The sequence below is a fragment of the Nesterenkonia sp. AN1 genome, from assembly GCF_000582475.1.
Lineage (GTDB): Bacteria > Actinomycetota > Actinomycetes > Actinomycetales > Micrococcaceae > Nesterenkonia > Nesterenkonia aurantiaca.
Window position 1 is genome coordinate 49529 of record NZ_JEMO01000014.1, and the last position, 17278, is coordinate 66806.

The 17278-nt window shown below is 67.6% G+C and carries 15 protein-coding genes; 5 read left to right on the forward strand and 10 right to left on the reverse strand.

The window, feature by feature from the left end; all coding sequences use genetic code 11:
* Nucleotides 1–148: 148 nt before the first annotated feature.
* The 4 genes from nrdF to nrdH form a co-directional block, all read right to left on the reverse strand.
* Nucleotides 149–1123 (reverse strand): class 1b ribonucleoside-diphosphate reductase subunit beta, encoded by a 975-nt coding sequence (gene nrdF / locus BG28_RS07430; RefSeq protein WP_036475440.1) that lies wholly within the window; start codon nucleotides 1121–1123, stop codon nucleotides 149–151.
* Nucleotides 1124–1201: 78 nt separating this feature from the next.
* On the reverse strand, nucleotides 1202–3346 hold the full coding sequence (gene nrdE / locus BG28_RS07435) for a class 1b ribonucleoside-diphosphate reductase subunit alpha (RefSeq protein ID WP_166645911.1): 2145 nt from the start codon (nucleotides 3344–3346) through the stop codon (nucleotides 1202–1204).
* Nucleotides 3347–3387: 41 nt separating this feature from the next.
* The gene (gene nrdI / locus BG28_RS07440) at nucleotides 3388–3807 is read right to left on the reverse strand and encodes a class Ib ribonucleoside-diphosphate reductase assembly flavoprotein NrdI (RefSeq protein ID WP_051501178.1); all 420 of its coding nucleotides are present in this window, start codon (nucleotides 3805–3807) and stop codon (nucleotides 3388–3390) included.
* A 16-nt stretch (nucleotides 3808–3823) separates the two neighbouring features.
* On the reverse strand, nucleotides 3824–4075 hold the full coding sequence (gene nrdH, locus BG28_RS07445; RefSeq protein ID WP_036475442.1) for a glutaredoxin-like protein NrdH: 252 nt from the start codon (nucleotides 4073–4075) through the stop codon (nucleotides 3824–3826).
* 538 nt (nucleotides 4076–4613) lie between these two features.
* Between nrdH and BG28_RS07450 the strand changes: the two genes are divergently transcribed.
* A complete protein-coding gene (locus tag BG28_RS07450) occupies nucleotides 4614–5606 on the forward strand; it encodes a GTP pyrophosphokinase family protein (RefSeq protein ID WP_235181020.1) in 993 nt (330 codons plus the stop codon).
* Nucleotides 5607–5627: 21 nt separating this feature from the next.
* Here BG28_RS07450 and BG28_RS07455 read toward each other — a convergent pair whose 3' ends face one another.
* From BG28_RS07455 to chrA, 5 genes are all read right to left on the reverse strand, one after another.
* A complete protein-coding gene (locus BG28_RS07455) occupies nucleotides 5628–5960 on the reverse strand; it encodes a hypothetical protein (protein ID WP_036475443.1) in 333 nt (110 codons plus the stop codon).
* 268 nt (nucleotides 5961–6228) lie between these two features.
* Entirely contained in the window at nucleotides 6229–7125 is an 897-nt protein-coding gene (gene thiD / locus BG28_RS07460) for a bifunctional hydroxymethylpyrimidine kinase/phosphomethylpyrimidine kinase (protein WP_036475444.1), read from the reverse strand.
* Between the two features lie 106 nt (nucleotides 7126–7231).
* Nucleotides 7232–8962 (reverse strand): gamma-glutamyltransferase, encoded by a 1731-nt coding sequence (locus BG28_RS07465; RefSeq protein WP_036475446.1) that lies wholly within the window; start codon nucleotides 8960–8962, stop codon nucleotides 7232–7234.
* A 12-nt stretch (nucleotides 8963–8974) separates the two neighbouring features.
* Nucleotides 8975–10144, reverse strand: coding sequence for a DUF418 domain-containing protein (locus BG28_RS07470; protein WP_051501153.1), 1170 nt, complete (start codon nucleotides 10142–10144; stop codon nucleotides 8975–8977).
* A 100-nt stretch (nucleotides 10145–10244) separates the two neighbouring features.
* On the reverse strand, nucleotides 10245–11477 hold the full coding sequence (chrA, locus tag BG28_RS07475) for a chromate efflux transporter (protein WP_036475448.1): 1233 nt from the start codon (nucleotides 11475–11477) through the stop codon (nucleotides 10245–10247).
* A gap of 101 nt (nucleotides 11478–11578) precedes the next feature.
* On the opposite strand from chrA, the gene BG28_RS16220 reads away from it, so the two are divergent.
* From BG28_RS16220 to BG28_RS07490, 4 genes are read left to right on the forward strand one after another with little or no spacing between them, the layout of a single operon-like run.
* Entirely contained in the window at nucleotides 11579–12187 is a 609-nt protein-coding gene (locus tag BG28_RS16220; RefSeq protein WP_235181021.1) for a hypothetical protein, read from the forward strand.
* The gene (locus tag BG28_RS16225; protein WP_235181022.1) at nucleotides 12154–12741 is read left to right on the forward strand and encodes a hypothetical protein; all 588 of its coding nucleotides are present in this window, start codon (nucleotides 12154–12156) and stop codon (nucleotides 12739–12741) included. The genes BG28_RS16220 and BG28_RS16225 overlap by 34 nt, the downstream gene beginning before the upstream one ends.
* Before the next feature lie 8 nt (nucleotides 12742–12749).
* A complete protein-coding gene (locus tag BG28_RS07485) occupies nucleotides 12750–14609 on the forward strand; it encodes an ABC transporter ATP-binding protein (RefSeq protein WP_133726378.1) in 1860 nt (619 codons plus the stop codon).
* Nucleotides 14606–16288 carry an amino acid ABC transporter ATP-binding/permease protein gene (locus BG28_RS07490; RefSeq protein WP_036475450.1) on the forward strand — a complete coding sequence of 561 codons (1683 nt, stop codon included), beginning with the start codon at nucleotides 14606–14608 and terminating at the stop codon, nucleotides 16286–16288. The genes BG28_RS07485 and BG28_RS07490 overlap by 4 nt, the downstream gene beginning before the upstream one ends.
* Here BG28_RS07490 and BG28_RS07495 read toward each other — a convergent pair.
* Nucleotides 16254–17273, reverse strand: a complete 1020-nt coding sequence (locus tag BG28_RS07495; RefSeq protein ID WP_036475452.1) for an AEC family transporter — start codon at nucleotides 17271–17273, stop codon at nucleotides 16254–16256. The genes BG28_RS07490 and BG28_RS07495 overlap by 35 nt on opposite strands.
* Nucleotides 17274–17278: the final 5 nt, after the last annotated feature.

A 17278-nucleotide genomic window follows, 5' to 3' on the forward strand; every position in this document is an offset into this window, starting at 1 on the left:
GCACCACGTTGAATCCTCACAGCCAGCAGGCGAACAACAAGGAGCCTCTGTCGAGACTGCGTCCGATACAGGAATGGCCCTGCTCTGCAGAAGACTGCAGAGCAGGGCCATTCACGCGTCCGGTGGGGCAGGACTCAGGGCTGACGCACTAGAAGTCCCAGTCGTCGTCCTCGGTCTCCTCGGCCTTGCCGATCACGTAGGAGGAGCCGGAGCCGGAGAAGAAGTCGTGGTTCTCGTCGGCGTTCGGGCTCAGCGCCGAGAGGATCGCGGGGTTCACGTCGCTGATCTCCTTGGGGAACATCGCCTCGTAGCCCAGGTTCATCAGGGCCTTGTTGGCGTTGTAGTGCAGGAACTTCTTGACGTCCTCGCTGAGGCCCACTCCGTCGTAGAGGTCGTGGGTGTACTGCAGCTCGTTCTCGTAGAGCTCGTACATCAGCTCGTAGGTGTAATCCTTGAGCTCCTGCTGACGCTCCGGGGTCTCGCGCTCCAGGGCGCGCTGGTACTTATAGCCGATGTAGTACCCGTGCACGGCCTCGTCGCGGATGATCAGCCGGATGATGTCTGCGGTGTTGGTCAGCTTGGCCCGTGAGGACCAGTGCATGGGCAGGTAGAACCCGGAGTAGAACAGGAAGGACTCCAGGATGGTCGAGGCCACCCGCTTCTTGAGTCCGTCATCGCCGTGGTAGTAGTCCATGACGATCTGCGCCTTGCGCTGCAGGTTCACGTTCTCCTTGGACCAGCGGAACGCCTCGTCGATCTCCTTGGTGGAGCACAGCGTGGAGAAGATCTGGGAGTAGGACTTGGCGTGGACCGACTCCATGAAGGAGATGTTGGTCAGCACCGCCTCCTCGTGCTGGGTCAGTGCATGGGGGATCAATGCGACCGCACCCACGGTGCCCTGGATGGTGTCCAGCAGGGTCAGCCCGGTGAAGACCCGCATGGTGAGGGTCTTCTCCTCTTCGGTCAGCGTGGCCCAGGACTGGACGTCGTTGGAGAGCGGGATCTTCTCCGGCAGCCAGAAGTTGTTGACCAGCCGGTTCCAGACCTCGCTGTCCTTCTCGTCTTCGAGGCGGTTCCAGTTGATCGCCTCGACGTGCTCGAGGAGCGCTTTAGATGGTGTCAACGTCAGGAGTCTCTTTCTAGAGGAAGCGTGGAGTTCCGGGAGGGGCCATGGTCGTCACGGCCCGGATGGGACCTGGGGTCACAGCATGCAGGACACGCAGCCGTCGACCTCGGTGCCTTCCAGCGCGAGCTGACGCAGCCGGATGTAGTAGAGCGTCTTGATGCCCTTGCGCCAGGCGTAGATCTGCGCCTTGTTGATGTCGCGGGTGCTGGCGGTGTCCTTGAAGAACAGCGTCAGGGACAGGCCCTGGTCCACGTGCTGGGTGGCAGCGGCGTAGGTGTCGATGATCTTCTCGTACCCGATCTCGTAGGCATCCTGGTAGTACTCCAGGTTGTCGTTGGTCAGGTAGGGCGCCGGGTAGTAGACCCGACCGAGCTTGCCCTCTTTGCGGATCTCGATCTTCGAGGCCACCGGGTGGATCGAGGAGGTGGAGTTGTTGATGTAGGAGATGGAGCCGGTGGGCGGCACCGCCTGCAGGTTCTGGTTGTAGATGCCATGGGCCATGACCGAGGCCTTGAGCTCGCGCCAGTCCTCCTGGGTCGGGATGCTCACATGGCCGAACAGGGTGCGGACCTTATCGGTGGCCGGGGCCCAGAGCTGCTCGGTGTACTTCTCGAAGAATTCTCCGGAAGCGTACTGCGAGTTCTCGAAGCCGTCGAAGCTCTGACCGCTCTCGATCGCGATCTGGTTCGAGGCGCGCAACGCGTGGTAGAGCACCGTGTAGAAGTAGATGTTGGTGAAGTCGAGGCCCTCTTCGGACCCATAGTGCACGCGTTCCCGGGCCAGGTAGCCGTGCAGGTTCATCTGGCCCAGACCGATCGCGTGCGACCGGCGGTTGCCCTCAGCGATGGAGGGCACCGAGTTGATGTAGGACATGTCCGAGACGGCGGTCAGGGTGCGGATCGCGGTCTCGATGGTCTGCCCGAAGTCCGGGGAGTCCATCGCCTTGGCGATGTTCATCGAGCCAAGGTTGCACGAGATGTCCTTGCCGATCTCGGAGTAGCTCAGATCGTCGGCGTACTCGCTGGGCTCCGAGACCTGAAGGATCTCCGAGCACAGGTTGGACATGGAGATCCGTCCGGCGATCGGGTTCGCACGGTTGACCGTGTCTTCGAACATCACATACGGGTAGCCGGATTCGAACTGGATCTCGGCCAGGGTCTGGAAGAACTCGCGGGCGTTGATCTTGGTCTTGCGGATCCGCGCGTCGTCGACCATCTCGTGGTACTTCTCGGTCACCGAGATCTCGCTGAACGCCTTGCCGTAGACGCGCTGGACGTCATAGGGGCTGAACAGGTACATCGGCTCGTTCTTCTTGGCGAGCTCGAAGGTGATGTCCGGGACGACGACGCCGAGCGAGAGCGTCTTGATCCGGATCTTCTCGTCCGCGTTCTCCCGCTTGGTGTCCAGGAAGCGGAAGATGTCGGGGTGGTGGGCGTTGAGGTACACCGCGCCGGCGCCCTGGCGTGCACCGAGCTGGTTGGCGTAGGAGAAGGAGTCTTCCAGCAGCTTCATCACCGGGATCACCCCGGAGGACTGGTTCTGGATGTGCTTGATCGGGGCGCCGTTCTCCCGGATGTTGGTCAGCGAGAGCGCCACGCCTCCCCCGCGCTTGGAGAGCTGCAGCGAGGAGTTGATGGCACGCGCGATGGACTCCATGTTGTCCTCGATGCGCAGCAGGAAGCAGGAGACCAGCTCGCCGCGCTGCTTCTTCCCGGAGTTCAGGAAGGTCGGGGTCGCGGGCTGGAAGCGGCCGGAGATCATCTCGTCGACCATCTTGTTCGCGAGCTGCTCATCGCCGCGGGCCAGGTGCAGCGCGACCATGGTGACGCGGTCCTCGTAGCGCTCCAGGTAGCGGTCACCGTCGAAGGTCTTCAGCGCGTAGGAGGTGTAGAACTTGAAGGCACCCAGGAAGGTGGGGAAGCGGAACTTCGCGGCGTAGGCCCGGTCGAAGATGGCGCGGATGAACTCCTGGGAGTACTGCTGAAGCGTCTCGGGCTCGTAATAGTCGTTCTCGACCAGGTAGCCCAGCTTCTCCTCCAGGTTGTGGAAGAAGACCGTGTTGGTGTTCACGTGGTCCAGGAAGTACTGCCGAGCCGCCAGCTGATCGGCCTCGAACTGGATCTCACCATCGGGACCGTAGAGGTTGAGCATGGCGTTGAGCTCGTGGTAGCTCAGGCCCTGCCACTGGGCGGGCATGACTTTGGCCAGCGGTGCGCCCATGGAGTCCCGGCCGTCCTGGGTCTGGGCGGTGCTCGCCGCGTTCAATGGCTTGGTTGCTGTTTCCAAAACTCTTCCAATCCCGTTTGAACTGTGGCCACGTCTTCCGGTGTGCCCATCAGTTCAAATCTGTAGAGGTGAGGGACTCGGCACTTGGCGGCGACGATGTCCCCGGCGATGCAGTAGCTCTCGTGAAAATTCGTGTTGCCCGCGCCGATCACTCCGCGCAGGAGGTTCCTGTTGGATTCAACATTGAGGAACTTGATGACCTGTTTCGGCACCGAGCCTTCGCCGGCGTCGGCTCCGTAGGAGGGAAGGACCAGGACGAAGGGCCGCTCCGCCGCGAGGGTCTCATCCTTGGTGCGCAGCGGAAGCCTCGCTACCTCCCCCGCCCCGTGCTGAAGCTTCTCCACGAAGCGGTGCGTGTTGTTCGACACCGAGGAGAAGTAGATCAGCCTCGCCATGGTGTTCACGGCTGCATCAGGCGACCGAGCTGATCGCAGCGTGCTGTACGGCCAGCTCGGAGATCTTGTCGGGACGGAATCCGGACCAGTGATCGGCCTCGGTGATGACCACGGGGGCCTGCATGTAGCCCAGGCCGCGAAGCCGCTCGAGGGCCTCGGCATCCTGAGTGATGTCGACGGTCTCGTAGGTCACGCCGTTCTTGTCCAGGGCGCGGTAAGTGGCGTTGCACTGGACGCATGCGGGCTTGGTGTAGACAGTGACAGACATGGGACTCCCCGATTCGAACGTGACGTTTTGGCTATGCCCCAATACTACATCTTGGGTCCGGAGATATCAGCAGCCACTAGATGATGTACTTGCACCGATGTAGTTCTCCACCGGCTGTCCACAGGACCTGTGGACCACGACTCCCCTGCAATGACGCGGAAGCAACACCCATCCCGGTCATTCCTCCACAGCTGTGGAGTTCGATGCTCCCAAGAAGAAGTTTCTCGAAGCGCCGCGTGTCTCGGCGTGTCTGATGCCCGAAATCAGAAGATGTTGCGTCTGCGCCCTCGGGTCTTCACCAGATGTTGTGTTTGGGGTCTCATCCGACGGGGTGCGTGGGCCGCATTCCGCAGCATCGCTCACCGTCGAGGATCCAGGCCTCCAGCCTAGCGGTGGGCAGGTGCAGGCGATCACAACGATTCTGTTGCGGGACTTCACAGACAATGCGCCTAGGGTCGAGAATCGAAGCAACGGTCCTATGACCGTCGACTCCCTGCTCCGCGCGGCGAGCCCCTGAACCCCTAGGAGAACCTCCCCCATGTCCGCTGGACACGCTCCTGCCACTGACCATCATTTCCTTCCCGTTGAGGCTCCCGAGGGGGTCTCGCTCAGCGCCGGAGTCCGGGTTCCGCCGGGCAAGGATCTGGCCCAGCAGGCGCCCGTGGGGAAGCAGACGAAACAGGCGCAGCGTAGCGAGTCAGATGTCTACCGCGCCCTGCTCTCGGAGCTGCACAGCGGCGCCGGGGATGGCCGCGACGGGGTGGCGGTGCGGATGGTCGACATCCGTCGGCAGCTCACCGAGTTTCAGCTGCACTATAAGTTCGGCATGGACGAGGTGCTGACCAAGATCAATGTGCTGCGCGAGGAGTTCGAGCACACCCGCGACTACTCCCCCATCGAGCATGTGAACTACCGGCTGAAGTCCCTGGACCGGATCCTGGACAAGGTGCAGCGCTATGGCGCCGAGCCCACCCTGGAGAGCATCCGACACTCGATCCGAGACATTGCGGGGATCCGGATCACCTGCTCCTTCGTCTCAGACGCCTACTGGGTCGCGGAGATGCTGTGCAGCCAGCCGGACCTGCGGGTCGTCGAGGTCAAGGACTATATCCGCACGCCCAAGGTCAACGGCTACCAGAGCCTGCATGTGATCGTCCAGGTGCCGGTCTTCCTGTCCAACCGCACCGAGTTCGTCTACGTGGAGGTCCAGATCCGCACCGTGGCGATGGACTTCTGGGCCTCGCTGGAGCACAAGATCTACTACACCTACGACGGCGAGGTGCCCGGCGACATCCTCGATGAACTCCGCGACGCCGCCGTCCAGGCGGCCGCCCTGGATCAGCAGATGGCCTCGATCAGAGACCGGGTCACCGCACTGAAGGATCAGGCGCCAGTCTCAGGGCAGGGCGCCACCGGTCCCACGCCGCGGGATCGCGAGACCACCGGGGCGTGGTTCCCCTCCGATGATGCGATGGGGACCACCTGGAAGTGGGAGGACATCGCCAATCACGCCGGCGGTCCGCAAGAGTGAACACCGGGTGAGCGGTCCCTCCTACCGGCGTGTCACCAGGATGTCGAAGAAGACCGTCCCATCAGGGCTCTTTTCGAAGGATCCGCTGCAGGAGACTGGCTCGCCGTGACCGGTCCGCTTGCCATAGGTCTTGTTGTACTCCCAGATGAGCTGGCCAGCGTCGGAGAAGAGGGCGGCGTCGATCGAGCGAAGGAACAGCTTCTCACCCGTGGCGACCCCCGTCTCGTCGAAGACGACGGCGGTCGCTCCGCGGGGCTGCACCTGCAGCATCTCGAAGCCACCCTCGCCGTCGGCGCATCCGATGGTGATCAGGGGGAAGTCCGGTTTCATCGGCACGGCCTGTGCGGTCGTCACGCTTCCTGCAAAGATCCCCGCTGCTAAGAATGTCGCTAGAACGCCTCGACGTAACATCGCCCATCACTCCCTTGTAAGTCATGGACGTGCCACCTCAGCGATGGGCAACGCCCTTCTATGACGCTGGATCTATCGGTAGTAACTCCTCCATGCTGTCACTCCGGGCTTGCCACTGCTAGGACGGATCTCCTAGGTCCGACCTCGGATCGTCCAGCACCACGGCGGGCTGCTCTGCCCATGGGGCGCTCTCCGAGACACGACTGGGGGCTCAGCGCCAGAGCTGCGCGAAGTGCTGGATCGGACCGTGGCCCTGGCCGACGTCGAGGCGTTCAGAGTCCTGAAGCGCTGCGGTCATCCAGTCCTTGACCACGGGCAGAGCAGTGGACCAGCTGTGGCCGCGGGCCGCCAGCGCGGCCAGCGCCGCGGAGACCGAGCATCCGGTCCCGTGGGTGTTCTGCGTGTGGATCCGCGGTGAGCGGAACTGCTCCTCCTCGGCGCGCTCACCCGACTGCGTCGGGTAGACCAGGGTGTCGAGGACGGACTCCTGCGCGGAGGCATCGTCGAGATGTCCACCCTTGGCCAGGACCACCACCTGATGCTGATCGGCCACCGCCCTGGCCTGAGCGATCAGCCCAGCGGGCTCGGTCGCGGGTTCGCCGCCCGCCAGCAGCGCCAGCTCGGGCACGTTGGGTGTGATCAGGTCTGCCCGGGGCAGGAATGCGATCAGCGCAGACTCTGCGGCGGCGTCGAGGAGTCTGTCGCCCGAGGTGGCGACCATCACCGGGTCAAGGACCAGCACGGGCCGAGCTCCGGCGTCGTCGTGGCCGGTGGCCTCGGGGAGCTCACCGCGGAACCCGAGGGTGTCCAGCCAGTCGGCCACGGTGCTGATGATCTCCTCGGTGCCGAGCATCCCGATCTTGATCGCGTCCAGCGCGACATCGTCGGACACGGCGTCCAGCTGGGCGCGCAGGAAGCTCACCGGGGGCAGGTGGATCTCCCGCACCCCCTGGGTGTTCTGCGCGACCAGAGCGGTCACCACGCACATCCCATATCCTCGGTGCGCCGCGAAGCTCTTGAGGTCCGCCTGAATGCCGGCACCGCCGGTGGGATCTGTGCCGGCGATCGAGAGGATGTTGGGGATGCTGCGCGGTGACGTGAGACTCATGGCTCCATGCTAATCGGCCCACGCGGCTCCCACCGGCCCGGCGGACCGGGGCGCGGCACGGGCCGGAGGCGGTCCGGTGGCCCGGTGGCCCGGTGCCGGACCTGGGTCAGTCGATCACGGCGTGGCTGCCCACGCGCCGGTCGTCGTCGGCGCCGGTGACCTCACCGGTCTCGTAGTCGACCTCCAGTGCCTGGACCGAGCCGAAGCCGCCCCATTCGTCGGGCCAGACCTGCAGCTCCCAGCCGAGCTCTTCGAGCTCTTCCCTGGTCTCTTCATCGGGCTCATCGTCGAGGACCAGAAGCTCGTCCTCTGCGATGAGACGGAAGCGCAGCCCGTCGATCGCCTCCTGCAGGTCCGCGTCCTGGAGTCCCCACTGGGTCAGCACGGTGCCCATGATGTTCAGGATCTGGTGTCCGCCGGGGGTCCCGATGCCCAGCACCGGACGCTGTTCGTCGTCCAGGACGATCGTGGGCATCGACCAGGTCACCGACTTCCGGCCCGGCTCCGGCTGGTTCGCCGGAGAGTCCACCGCCTCGAAGCGGCTGAGCTGGTTGTTCAGGAAGAACCCTCCGCTGACCTCCCCGGCACCCCAGAAGTTGGTCAGCGTGTTGGTCATCGAGACCATGATGCCGTCGTCGTCGATCACCGAGATGTGCGTGGTGTTGGCGTCCTGGGGGGCCTGGGCCTGGGCTGGGGCGTCGTCGTCCTGGGGCTGGGCGGCGGACTGCGTGGAGATGTCCATGGCCGCGTTGGCGTCCTTGTCGGTGATCTCCTCGACCGGGACCTCCACGAAGGCGGGGTCGCCGATCTCGGTGAACACGGTCTCCTCGGCGATCAGCCAGGCTTCAGAGAGGGTCTCGATGTATTCGGCGGAGCCCGGCTCCAGCTCTGCGATGCCCTGGCCCTCGGCGATCTGGAGCAGCTGCACCAGGGCCGGGCCGGGAAGCGCGGGCGCGGCGGCGAGCACCTCGTAGTCACCGAACTCCCCGGAGACCGGCTCGGAGGCGGTCACCTCGAAGTCGGCGAGGGTCTGCGCGTCGATGCCGTCCACCTGGGTCAGCTCCTCCGCGAGACTCCCGGTGTAGAAGGACTCCCAACCCTCGGCGGCAAGCGTCTCCAGGGTGCTGGCGAGCTCGGTCTGGACCAGCTGGTCCCCGCTGGCCAGCGGCTCGCCGTCGACCTCGAAGGGCTCCACCCCTTCGATGGCCTCCGGGCCGAGGTCCTCGGTCATCCGGGTCTCCAGGAAGTCGTAGACCTCGAAGCCCTCGGCGGCCAGCTGCTGGGCGGGCTGGATCAGCCGCTCCCAGTCCAGGCTCCCCTGCTCCTCATGCAGCCGGCCCATGCCCGCGGCGAAGCCCGGTGCGCCGATGCCGTTCTCCGGGATCTCGCCATCCACGCCGACCATCTCGCGATAGTCATAGGAGAGCGGGTCCCCGTCCTGACCGGCGATGAGCACCGAGCCGCCGCCGCCCAGGCCGGAGGCGAAGGGCTCCACCACCGACATCGCGAAGGCCGTGGCGATCGCCGCGTCCACGGAGTTGCCGCCCTCGGCGAGGACCTGCTCGCCGGCCTCCACGGCCAGCGGATGTCCGGCGCTGACGCCCTGCTGGGTGAGCACATCCTCCACCGGTTCCGGTGTGCTGGTGGGCTCTTCAGGCTCCTCACTGGGCGCCGGCGGCGGCGGTGGGGGCGGCTCCTCCTCGGCGGCGCAGGCGGCGAGCATGCCCCAGGCGGTCAGCAGGGCCGTGGTGCGCAGGAGCCTGTTTCCTCCGGTGCGCCGAGGCGCGTTCCGAGTGGTGGGTGCGTGGCTGCGCGGCGGCTGGTTCTTCGGCTGCATGTTTCGTCTCCCTCAGGAAGGCGTCGGCTTCTGTTCCATGGATGACCCGGGCTTCGCCCGGCGCGGGTAGGGACGGGCGAGCTGGCGGCGGCGGTGGCGTTCGGGCAGCCGGTAGGTGACCCGCAGGAATCCGGGGGTCTTGCGCAGCAGCGTCTCCAGCGGACCGTAGCGGAAGTTCGCCATCCACAGGACGGCGAAGAGGATCAGCCCCAGCATGATCGCGCAGCTGATCAGGAACCCTTCGATGGGATTCTGCGGACCGGGGTAGATCACCAGCGCGATGATCACCAGGTGAACCGTGTAGGCGGTCAGCGGCATCTGCCCGACGACGACCAGCAGCCGGATGCGCTGGCTGATGTGCGGGACGACGATCAGCAGGATGCCCAGCAGCATGACCGCAGTGCCGATGGAGCTGATCAGCCATAGCGGCATCTGGGAATGTCCCACCGCAGAGATCATTCGGTCGAAGCCGACCTCCGTGGTGTCTGGTTCGCCCAGGACCCGCACCAGCACCTCAGAGGCGCCGAATGCGCCGAATGCGCCGAAACCGGCGATGGCGCCCAGGTAGACCAGACGCCATTGGACCTTGGAGTTGCCCAGCGGCTGCCGACCCAGCCAGACCCCGAGGAAGAACGGGGCGATCCAGACCACCAGTGGATACGGGCCGGAGACCAGGATGGCGCCGATGATCTCGAACGGAGAGTCCCCGATCTGGGCCGGTTCGATCTGGAAATGGGTGGTCTGCCGCGCCAGGATCCACAGCACGGGTCCTAGCAGCGCCGAGGCGGTGGCGGAGAAGAAGAGCCAGCGGGTGGACATCTTGACCATGAACGCGGCAAGGAAGAACAGCGCCGCGTAGGTGGAGAGGATCACGTTGACCCCGTGCTCGAGGGTCTGCAGACCCAGCCCCAGCGCGAGCAGCAGCAGACCCCGCCAGAGCAGCGTGCTGCGTCGGGTGATGCCCTTGGTCAGCGAGCGGCGAGCCAGGAAGGTCACGCCGATCCCGGCGAGCACCACGAACAGGATCGAAGCACGTCCGTTGAGCGCCCGGACGATCCAGGAGGCCCAGCCGTCGGTGTTGTAGGGACCGACGTTGACGATGATCATGCCGAACACCGCGGCGGCCCGCGCCACGTCGAGGGCATAGAGGCGACTCAGCCCGCGAGCTTGGGAGCTCAGCATGCGGCAGGGTCCTCCTCGCCAGAGCGGTCAAGTACCTCAGAACTGTACCTCTCGGCCCTGCGCTTTGGCTCGCACTGTGTCCCCCGGCCAGTCGAGGGGCTCATAGCAGCGCCCAGCCGAGCAGCCCCGCAGCAAGCACCACCGCCCAGGCCGGGGCCCGCCAGCTGTTCAGCGCCACGAAGGCCAGCACCGCCAGCGCCAGGGCCTCGATCCCGACCTCGAGCACCCCGGCGGTGAACACCGGGGTGTAGAGCGCCGCGGCCAGGATGCCGACCACGCCGGCGTTGACCCCGGCCAGTGCCTTCTGTGCAGACACATTGCCGCGCAGCCGCTCCCAGAACGGCAGCGCCGCGATCACCAGCAGGGCAGCGGGCAGAAAGATCGCCAGCACCGCGATGACCGCGCCGAGCACGCCGGTGGGCTCGCCCATGCTGGAGGCACCGAGGAACCCGGCGAAGGTGAACAGCGGACCAGGCACCGCCTGGGCGGCCCCGTAACCGGCGAGGAAGACCTCAGGGTCCACCATGGCGGGGACGGTCTCTGCCTGCAGCAGCGGAAGCACCACATGCCCGCCGCCGAACACCAGCGCCCCGGCCCGGTAGAACGAGTCGATCATCGCGGTCCATCCGGCGCCGGTGGTGGCCGCGAGCACCGGCAGTCCAGCCAGCAGCGCGGCGAAGAGCGTCGCTGCGGTCCATGCGGAGCGCCGGGAGACTCGCACTGTGAAGGCGTCCGCGGGCCTGGGTCCGGCATCTGGGCCGCGCAGCCAGAGGAAGCCGGTGATCCCGGCGATCAGGATCGCAGCGACCTGGATGAAGGGGTGCGGCACGAGCAGCACCAGCACCATCGCGGCGGCGGCGATGGAGGCGCGCGGAGCGTCCGGGGTCAGCGTCTTGGCCATCGAGAGCACAGCGTGGGCCACCACTGCCACCGCGGCGGCCTTGAACCCATCGATCCACCCGGCCTCGGTGAGGTCCCCGGCATGCTGGACTCCCAGTGCGAAGACGACCAGCAGCGCCACTGAAGGCATCGTGAACGCGAACCAGGCCGCGATCATCCCGGGGTAGCCGGCGCGCTGCAGCCCGAGTGCCATGCCCACCTGGCTCGACGCCGGGCCGGGCAGGAACTGGCAGAGTCCCACCAGGTCCGCGTAGGCCTTCTCGCTCAGCCACTGCCGGTGAGTGACGAAGGCGTCACGGAAGTAGGCCAGGTGGGCCACCGGACCGCCGAATGAGGTGAGCCCCAGACGCAGGAAGACCAGGAAGACCTCTGCCACGGTGCCGGGGTGTCGGGAGGCGGCGGGGCCGGCGTCGTCCGCTGAATGCTCAGTCATCGGGACCCACACTCAAGCAGGAAGGTTAACAGCGGTTGAACAGACCCGGCCCGCCGGTTGGTACTGTTCAGCCCACGCGACTCCTGGGATTGGGGACACATATGAGAATCTCTGCCGAGGCCCTGGCCCCGCTGCTCCTCGGTGCGCTGGAGCACGAGTTCACCGACCGGGGTCTGCTGCCCTGGCGGTTGCCCGCCACCGCGCGGCGCCAGAGCACCGATCCCGGTGTGGAGCGCGTGGCCGCAGAGCCCAGCGGAGTCCACCTGGACTTCCGCACCGAGGCCTCGAGACTGGCGCTGATCACCCACCCGACCCGCGAGCTCACCGGGGATGAGATTCCGCACGGTGCGGTCTACGACGTGCTGGTGGACGGGGAGCTCTACGCCCAGCTGTCCTCGCCGGTGCAGGGCGTGGGCACCACCCGCCGCAGCGACCCGATCACCGGTGAGGTCTCCAGCACCAGGGGCGGCGACGCCCGGATCGAACTGCCCCGGCTGCCTCCGGGCGCCCACGATGTGCAGATCTGGCTGCCCCATGACGAGCGGACCGAGCTGGTCGGACTGGAATCCGACGCCACGGTGATCCCTGCTGGAGCCGAGGGGACGACCCGCTGGCTGCATCACGGCAGCTCGATCAGCCACGCTTCGCCGTCAGCCACCCGACCGGCACCTGGCCCGTGGTGGCCGCCCGGGCCGCCGGGGTGCAGCTGACCAACCTCGGGCTCGCCGGACAGGCGATGCTTGACCCGTTCACCGCCAGGACCATCCGCTCCGCCCAGGCCGATGTGATCAGCCTGAAGCTGGGGATCAACATCACCAACGGGGACACGATGCGCCTGCGCACCTTCATCCCGGCGGTGCATGGCTTCCTCGACACGATCCGCGAGGGTCCACACGCCGAGACCCCGCTGCTGCTGGTCTCCCCGCTGCACTGCGCGATCCAGGAGACCCGGCCCGGACCGTTACAGATGGAGCTGCTGGAGTCAGGCCCGCGCTTCTCCTCGATGGGAGATTCCCGCGAGGTGGCCTCCGGCAAGCTCACCCTGCAGGTGATCCGCCGTACGCTGCGCGAGATCGTCCAGGCACGCCGCACGGAGGATCCGCAGCTGCACTTCCTCGACGGTCTGGAGCTCTTCGGGGAACCCGACGAGGCGGAGCTGCCGATGCCGGACCAGCTGCACCCGGACACTGCGGCCCAGCAACGGATCGGGACCCGCTTCGCAAATGTTGCGCTCGCTCCCGGAGGGCCGCTGAACCTGGAATGATCTGAGGCGTGCTTCTGCAAGACATGCCTCCCCGCGCCTGGATCGCGACCGCCCTGCAATGGGCGCGCACGCTCGCGCTGACCACCCTGTTCCTCGCCCTCGGGCGGGTGCTCGACGCTGCCCTGAACGCCACGGACACCACCGGCGGGCTGATCCTCGGCGCGGTCGCCGGCGCCGTGGCGGTGATCTGCTCCGGCATCGCCGCGTCCGTGCCGCCTCGGCTGCGCGCGGTAGAAGAACTGCGCTGGCGCGGCAGCGGAATCCGGGCCGCCCTGAACCGCGATCCGGCGGGTACGGCGACGGGTGCTGCGAGGGGCGCGTCGAGGGTCGCGTCACGGCCCCCCGCGCCCAGCCACGCCGGCGCAGCCCACGGGCGCGCCGGTGGTGGGCGTCCAGCGGGGCGCGCCGGCGGTGGGCGTCCCGGCATGGGTGAGGCTGATCTGCTCACCGGCGGGGTCGAGCGCATCGCCGAGTACCGTGCGGAGTTTCTGGGTCCGGCCCTGGCGGCCTTCACGGCCCCGGCGCTGGTGCTGCTGATGCTGGGCAGCTTCGTGGACCCGATCATCGCGGTCGTGCTGCTCGTCCTGGTGCTGCTGGTTCCGCTGCTGGTCCGGTTCTTCCTGAAACGCTTCCGCGGCCCCACCGCCGCCTACCGGCGGCTCGCCGGGGCGGCGACCGCGAAGTTCCAGGAGGTCCTGCGCTCGCTCGGCGGCCTGGTGCTGCTCGGCGCCGAAGATGCCGGCCGGCGCAGCGTCGCCGAGGCGGCCGCCGCGCTCCGGGTCCAGGCGGTGGCCCTGCTCAGGCGCAGCCAGCTGATGATTCTGGTCAACGACGCCCTGTTCTCCCTGGTGATGATCACCTCCGCCGTCGGCCTTGCGCTGTGGCGCTTCCAGGATGGTGCGATCACCGCTGGCGATTTCCTCGCCGTGGTGCTGCTGACCACGCTGCTCTATGAACCCATCGACAAGCTCGGTCGCTCCTTCTACGTGGCGATGGCCGGGCGGACCCAGCAGGGGCTGTTCACCCAGACCCTGAGCACCCCGGGGGAGGCGACGTCCAGGACCCCCGCCGAGACCGCAGCCGAGTCCCCTGCCCAGTCTCCTGCCCAGCCGCTCGCCCAGTTCCCGGCCCGGACCTCAGCCCAGACCACGGAGCTGCTGCGCCTGGAGGATCTCGGGGTGGATCGCGGCGGCGAGCGCGTGCTGCGTGGGGTCACGCTGAGCGTGACGCGCGGCGCCGCGATCGCCGTCGTCGGGCCTTCCGGTGCGGGCAAGTCCACGCTGGCCCAGGTGCTGCAGGGACTGATCCCGCACGCCACCGGAGAGCTGCTGCTGGAAGGGCGACCTGCCGACTCGACTGCGCTTCAGCAGGCCGCCGTGACCGTCGCGCAGAAGCCGTTCATCTTCTCCGGCACTGTGGCCGAGAACCTTCGCCTGGCCCGGCCCGAGGCCACCGATGACCAGCTCTGGGAGGTCCTGACCCAGGCGCGCCTGGACGCGGAGATCGCAGCGAAGCCGCGCGGGCTGGCCACCCAGGTCGGCGAGGACGGCGGAGCCCTCTCCGGGGGACAGATCCGCCGCCTGGCGATCGCCCGTGCGCTGCTCTCCGGGGCAAAGCTGCTGATCCTGGATGAGCCCACCGCCGACCTGGACCGGCGGGCAGAACGGCTGGTCGATGAGACCCTGCGCGGCCTCGCCGGAGACCACACGCTGATCCTCATCGCCCACCGGCTGGCCACCACCCGCTGGGCCGATCAGGTCCTGGTGCTCGAGGCTGGAGAGCCCGCGGCGCTGGGCAACCCGGAGGAGCTGCTCGCCCAGTCCGGCTATTACGCGCAGGCCACGGCCGGAGAAGGGGAAGACCGATGATCTTGCATCTGCTGACACTGGCCCGGGGCTCCGCCGGGCTGCTCGCGCTCTCAGCCTTCGCCCGCACACTGACCCTGCTCTGCGGCGCCGCCCTGCTGGCCTACCCGGCATGGCTGGTGGGACGCCTCGCCGACGGTCAACAGGTCCCGCCGCTGGGCAGCGTCATCGCGGTGATGATCACCCTGGCCGCGGCCAAGGGCCTGACCCGCTACGCCGAGCAGCTCTCCGGACACACCGCCGCCTTCGCACTGCTGGAGCAGCTGCGGGTCCGGCTCTACGAGAAGCTGATCCCGCTCGCCCCGGCGGTGACCGCCTCCCGCGGCAGCGGCCGGCTGCTCTCTGCGGCCACCCGCGACGTGGACCGGGTAGAGGTCTTCTTCGCGCACACCCTGGCCCCGGTGGTGACCGCCGTGGTCATCCCCGCCACCGCGGTGGCGCTCACCTGGACCCTCACCGGGCCCGCGCTGGCACTGGGGCTGCTGCTGATCTTCCTGGCCGCGGCGGCCACGCTGATCGGCCTCGGGCGCCGTGGTGCCCGTGCAAGCAGCACCGCCGCGGTCCGGGCCCGCGGTGCGCTGGCCCAGGAGATCAGCGATGATCTGCGCGGCCGGCAGGAGATCACGATCTTCGGCGCCCAGGAACAGCGCGCACTAAGGGTGGACCGGATCGGCGCCCAGATCGGTGAGAACTCAGGCGGCGCCTCGGTGCTGCAGGGGCTGCGCGCCGCCGCCGGGCAGGGCTGGCAGGTGCTCGCGCTCTTCGTGCTGCTGCTGTTGGGACTGCCGCAGGCCCAGGCAGGCGTGATCGGCTACACCGAGCTGCTGCTGGTGCTCGCCCTGGTGCCGGGCACCGCACCGGCCTTGGCCGCGATCGAGGCGCTGGGGCTCTCGCTGCCCGCTGCGCTGGCCTCCGCGGCGAACCTGCGCGAGCTCGAGGAGAGCTCCCCGGAGGTCGCCGAGCCGAAGCACCCGGTCCCGGTGCACACCGAGCACGAGGCCGCCGCCTCGGTGTCCTTCCACGGCGTCAGCTTCGGCTACCCCGGCACCGAGCGGGAGGTGCTGCAGGAGGTGGACCTGCGGATCAAGCCCGGAGCGGTGGCCGCCGTCGTCGGGGTCAGCGGATCCGGCAAATCCACGCTCGCCTCGCTGCTGACCCGGGTCTGGGACCCCCAGGCCGGCGAAGTGCGACTCGGCGGCACCGACGTGCGTGAGCTCTCGCTGGCCGCGCTGCGCGCACATATCACCGTGGTGGAGCAGCGCCCGGTGCTGATCAGCGGCAGCATCCGCGAAAACCTGCTGCTGGGCAGCCCGGCGGCCACCGAGGAGCAGGTGCTGGCCGCGTGCCGTTCGGCCTGCTTCGACGGTGACATCGCCGCGATGCCCGAAGGTCTGGACACCCAGATGGGAGCTGAGGGCGCGCGGCTCTCCGGAGGCCAGTCCCAGCGTCTGGCGCTGGCCCGCGGGTATCTGCGCCGCAGCCCGGTGCTGATCCTCGATGAGATCACCTCGGCGCAGGATCCGCTCACCCAGGCCGAGATCCTGCGACGCATGCCCGAGGCCACCAGCGCCACGGTGATCATGATCGCCCACCGCAGCGCGGTGCTGCGCCATGTCAGCAGCGTCTACGAGGTCGACGCCGGGAGGATCAGAGCAGCAGCTCCGCCAGCAGCGGGAGCGTGAGCAGGCAGGCCAGCGTGCTGGTCACCAGGATCGAGGCGGCCAGGCGGCCGTCACCCTCGTACTGCTGCGCGAAGATGTAGACCGTGGTGGAGGAGGGCATGGCGGCGATGATGATCAGCGTGCCGGCCCAGACCGGTCCGAGCTGGTCGTAGAAGGGCAGCACCGCCAGCCAGGTCAGCAGCGGCAGGACCAGGATCTTGCCCAGAGTGCCCAGTGTGATCAGCCGCTTGGGCACTCCCCCGCTGCGGATCCCCTCGATCGCCGGGTGCAGCGCCAGCCCGACGCAGAACAGCGCCAGCGGCACCGCCGTCTGCCCCAGCAGGCTCACCGATTCGTTGATCGGCGCCGGCAGTCCCAGCGGGCTGAACACCACCAGCAGCGCCAGCCCCATCGCGATGAACACCGGGTTCAGCAGCAGCGCACGCTTGAAGATCGGCCCGATCTGGGTGCGCAGCAGCTGCCCGACGCCGGCGGCCCGGCCGGTCTTCCTCGGGTCTGCGGCATTCGTGCCCGCCGCCGAGGACTGCTCGGCGCGGGAAGCCACTATGGTGCGCACCAGCGGGTAGCCGTTGAGGTAGATCAGGTTGTGCACCATGTGCACGATCCCGGCGGCCAGTCCGGCCTCCGGGCCGATCACGCTGATCGAGACCGGGATCCCGAAGTACCCGACGTTGCCGAAGCTGCCGGCCAGTGAGGTCGCCGCCGCGCCCTCCCGGCCGCGGGCGCCGAAGAGGAAGCTGCCGTAGTACAGCGCGATGGAGACCAGTGGGGTCACCACGGCGACGATCGCCACCGCCAGCACGGGGAAGCCGGCGGTGGGCGGAGCCGTGACCATCGCGGTGTAGATGAAGGTGGGCAGCGCGAAGTAGAACAGGAAGCCGTTGAGGTGGTCCTGGGCGCTGCGGAAGCGCGGGACGAACCCGGCGGCGAATCCGACGCCGAGCACCAGGAACATCGGCCCGATCACGGTGAGCATCTCAAGCATCAGAG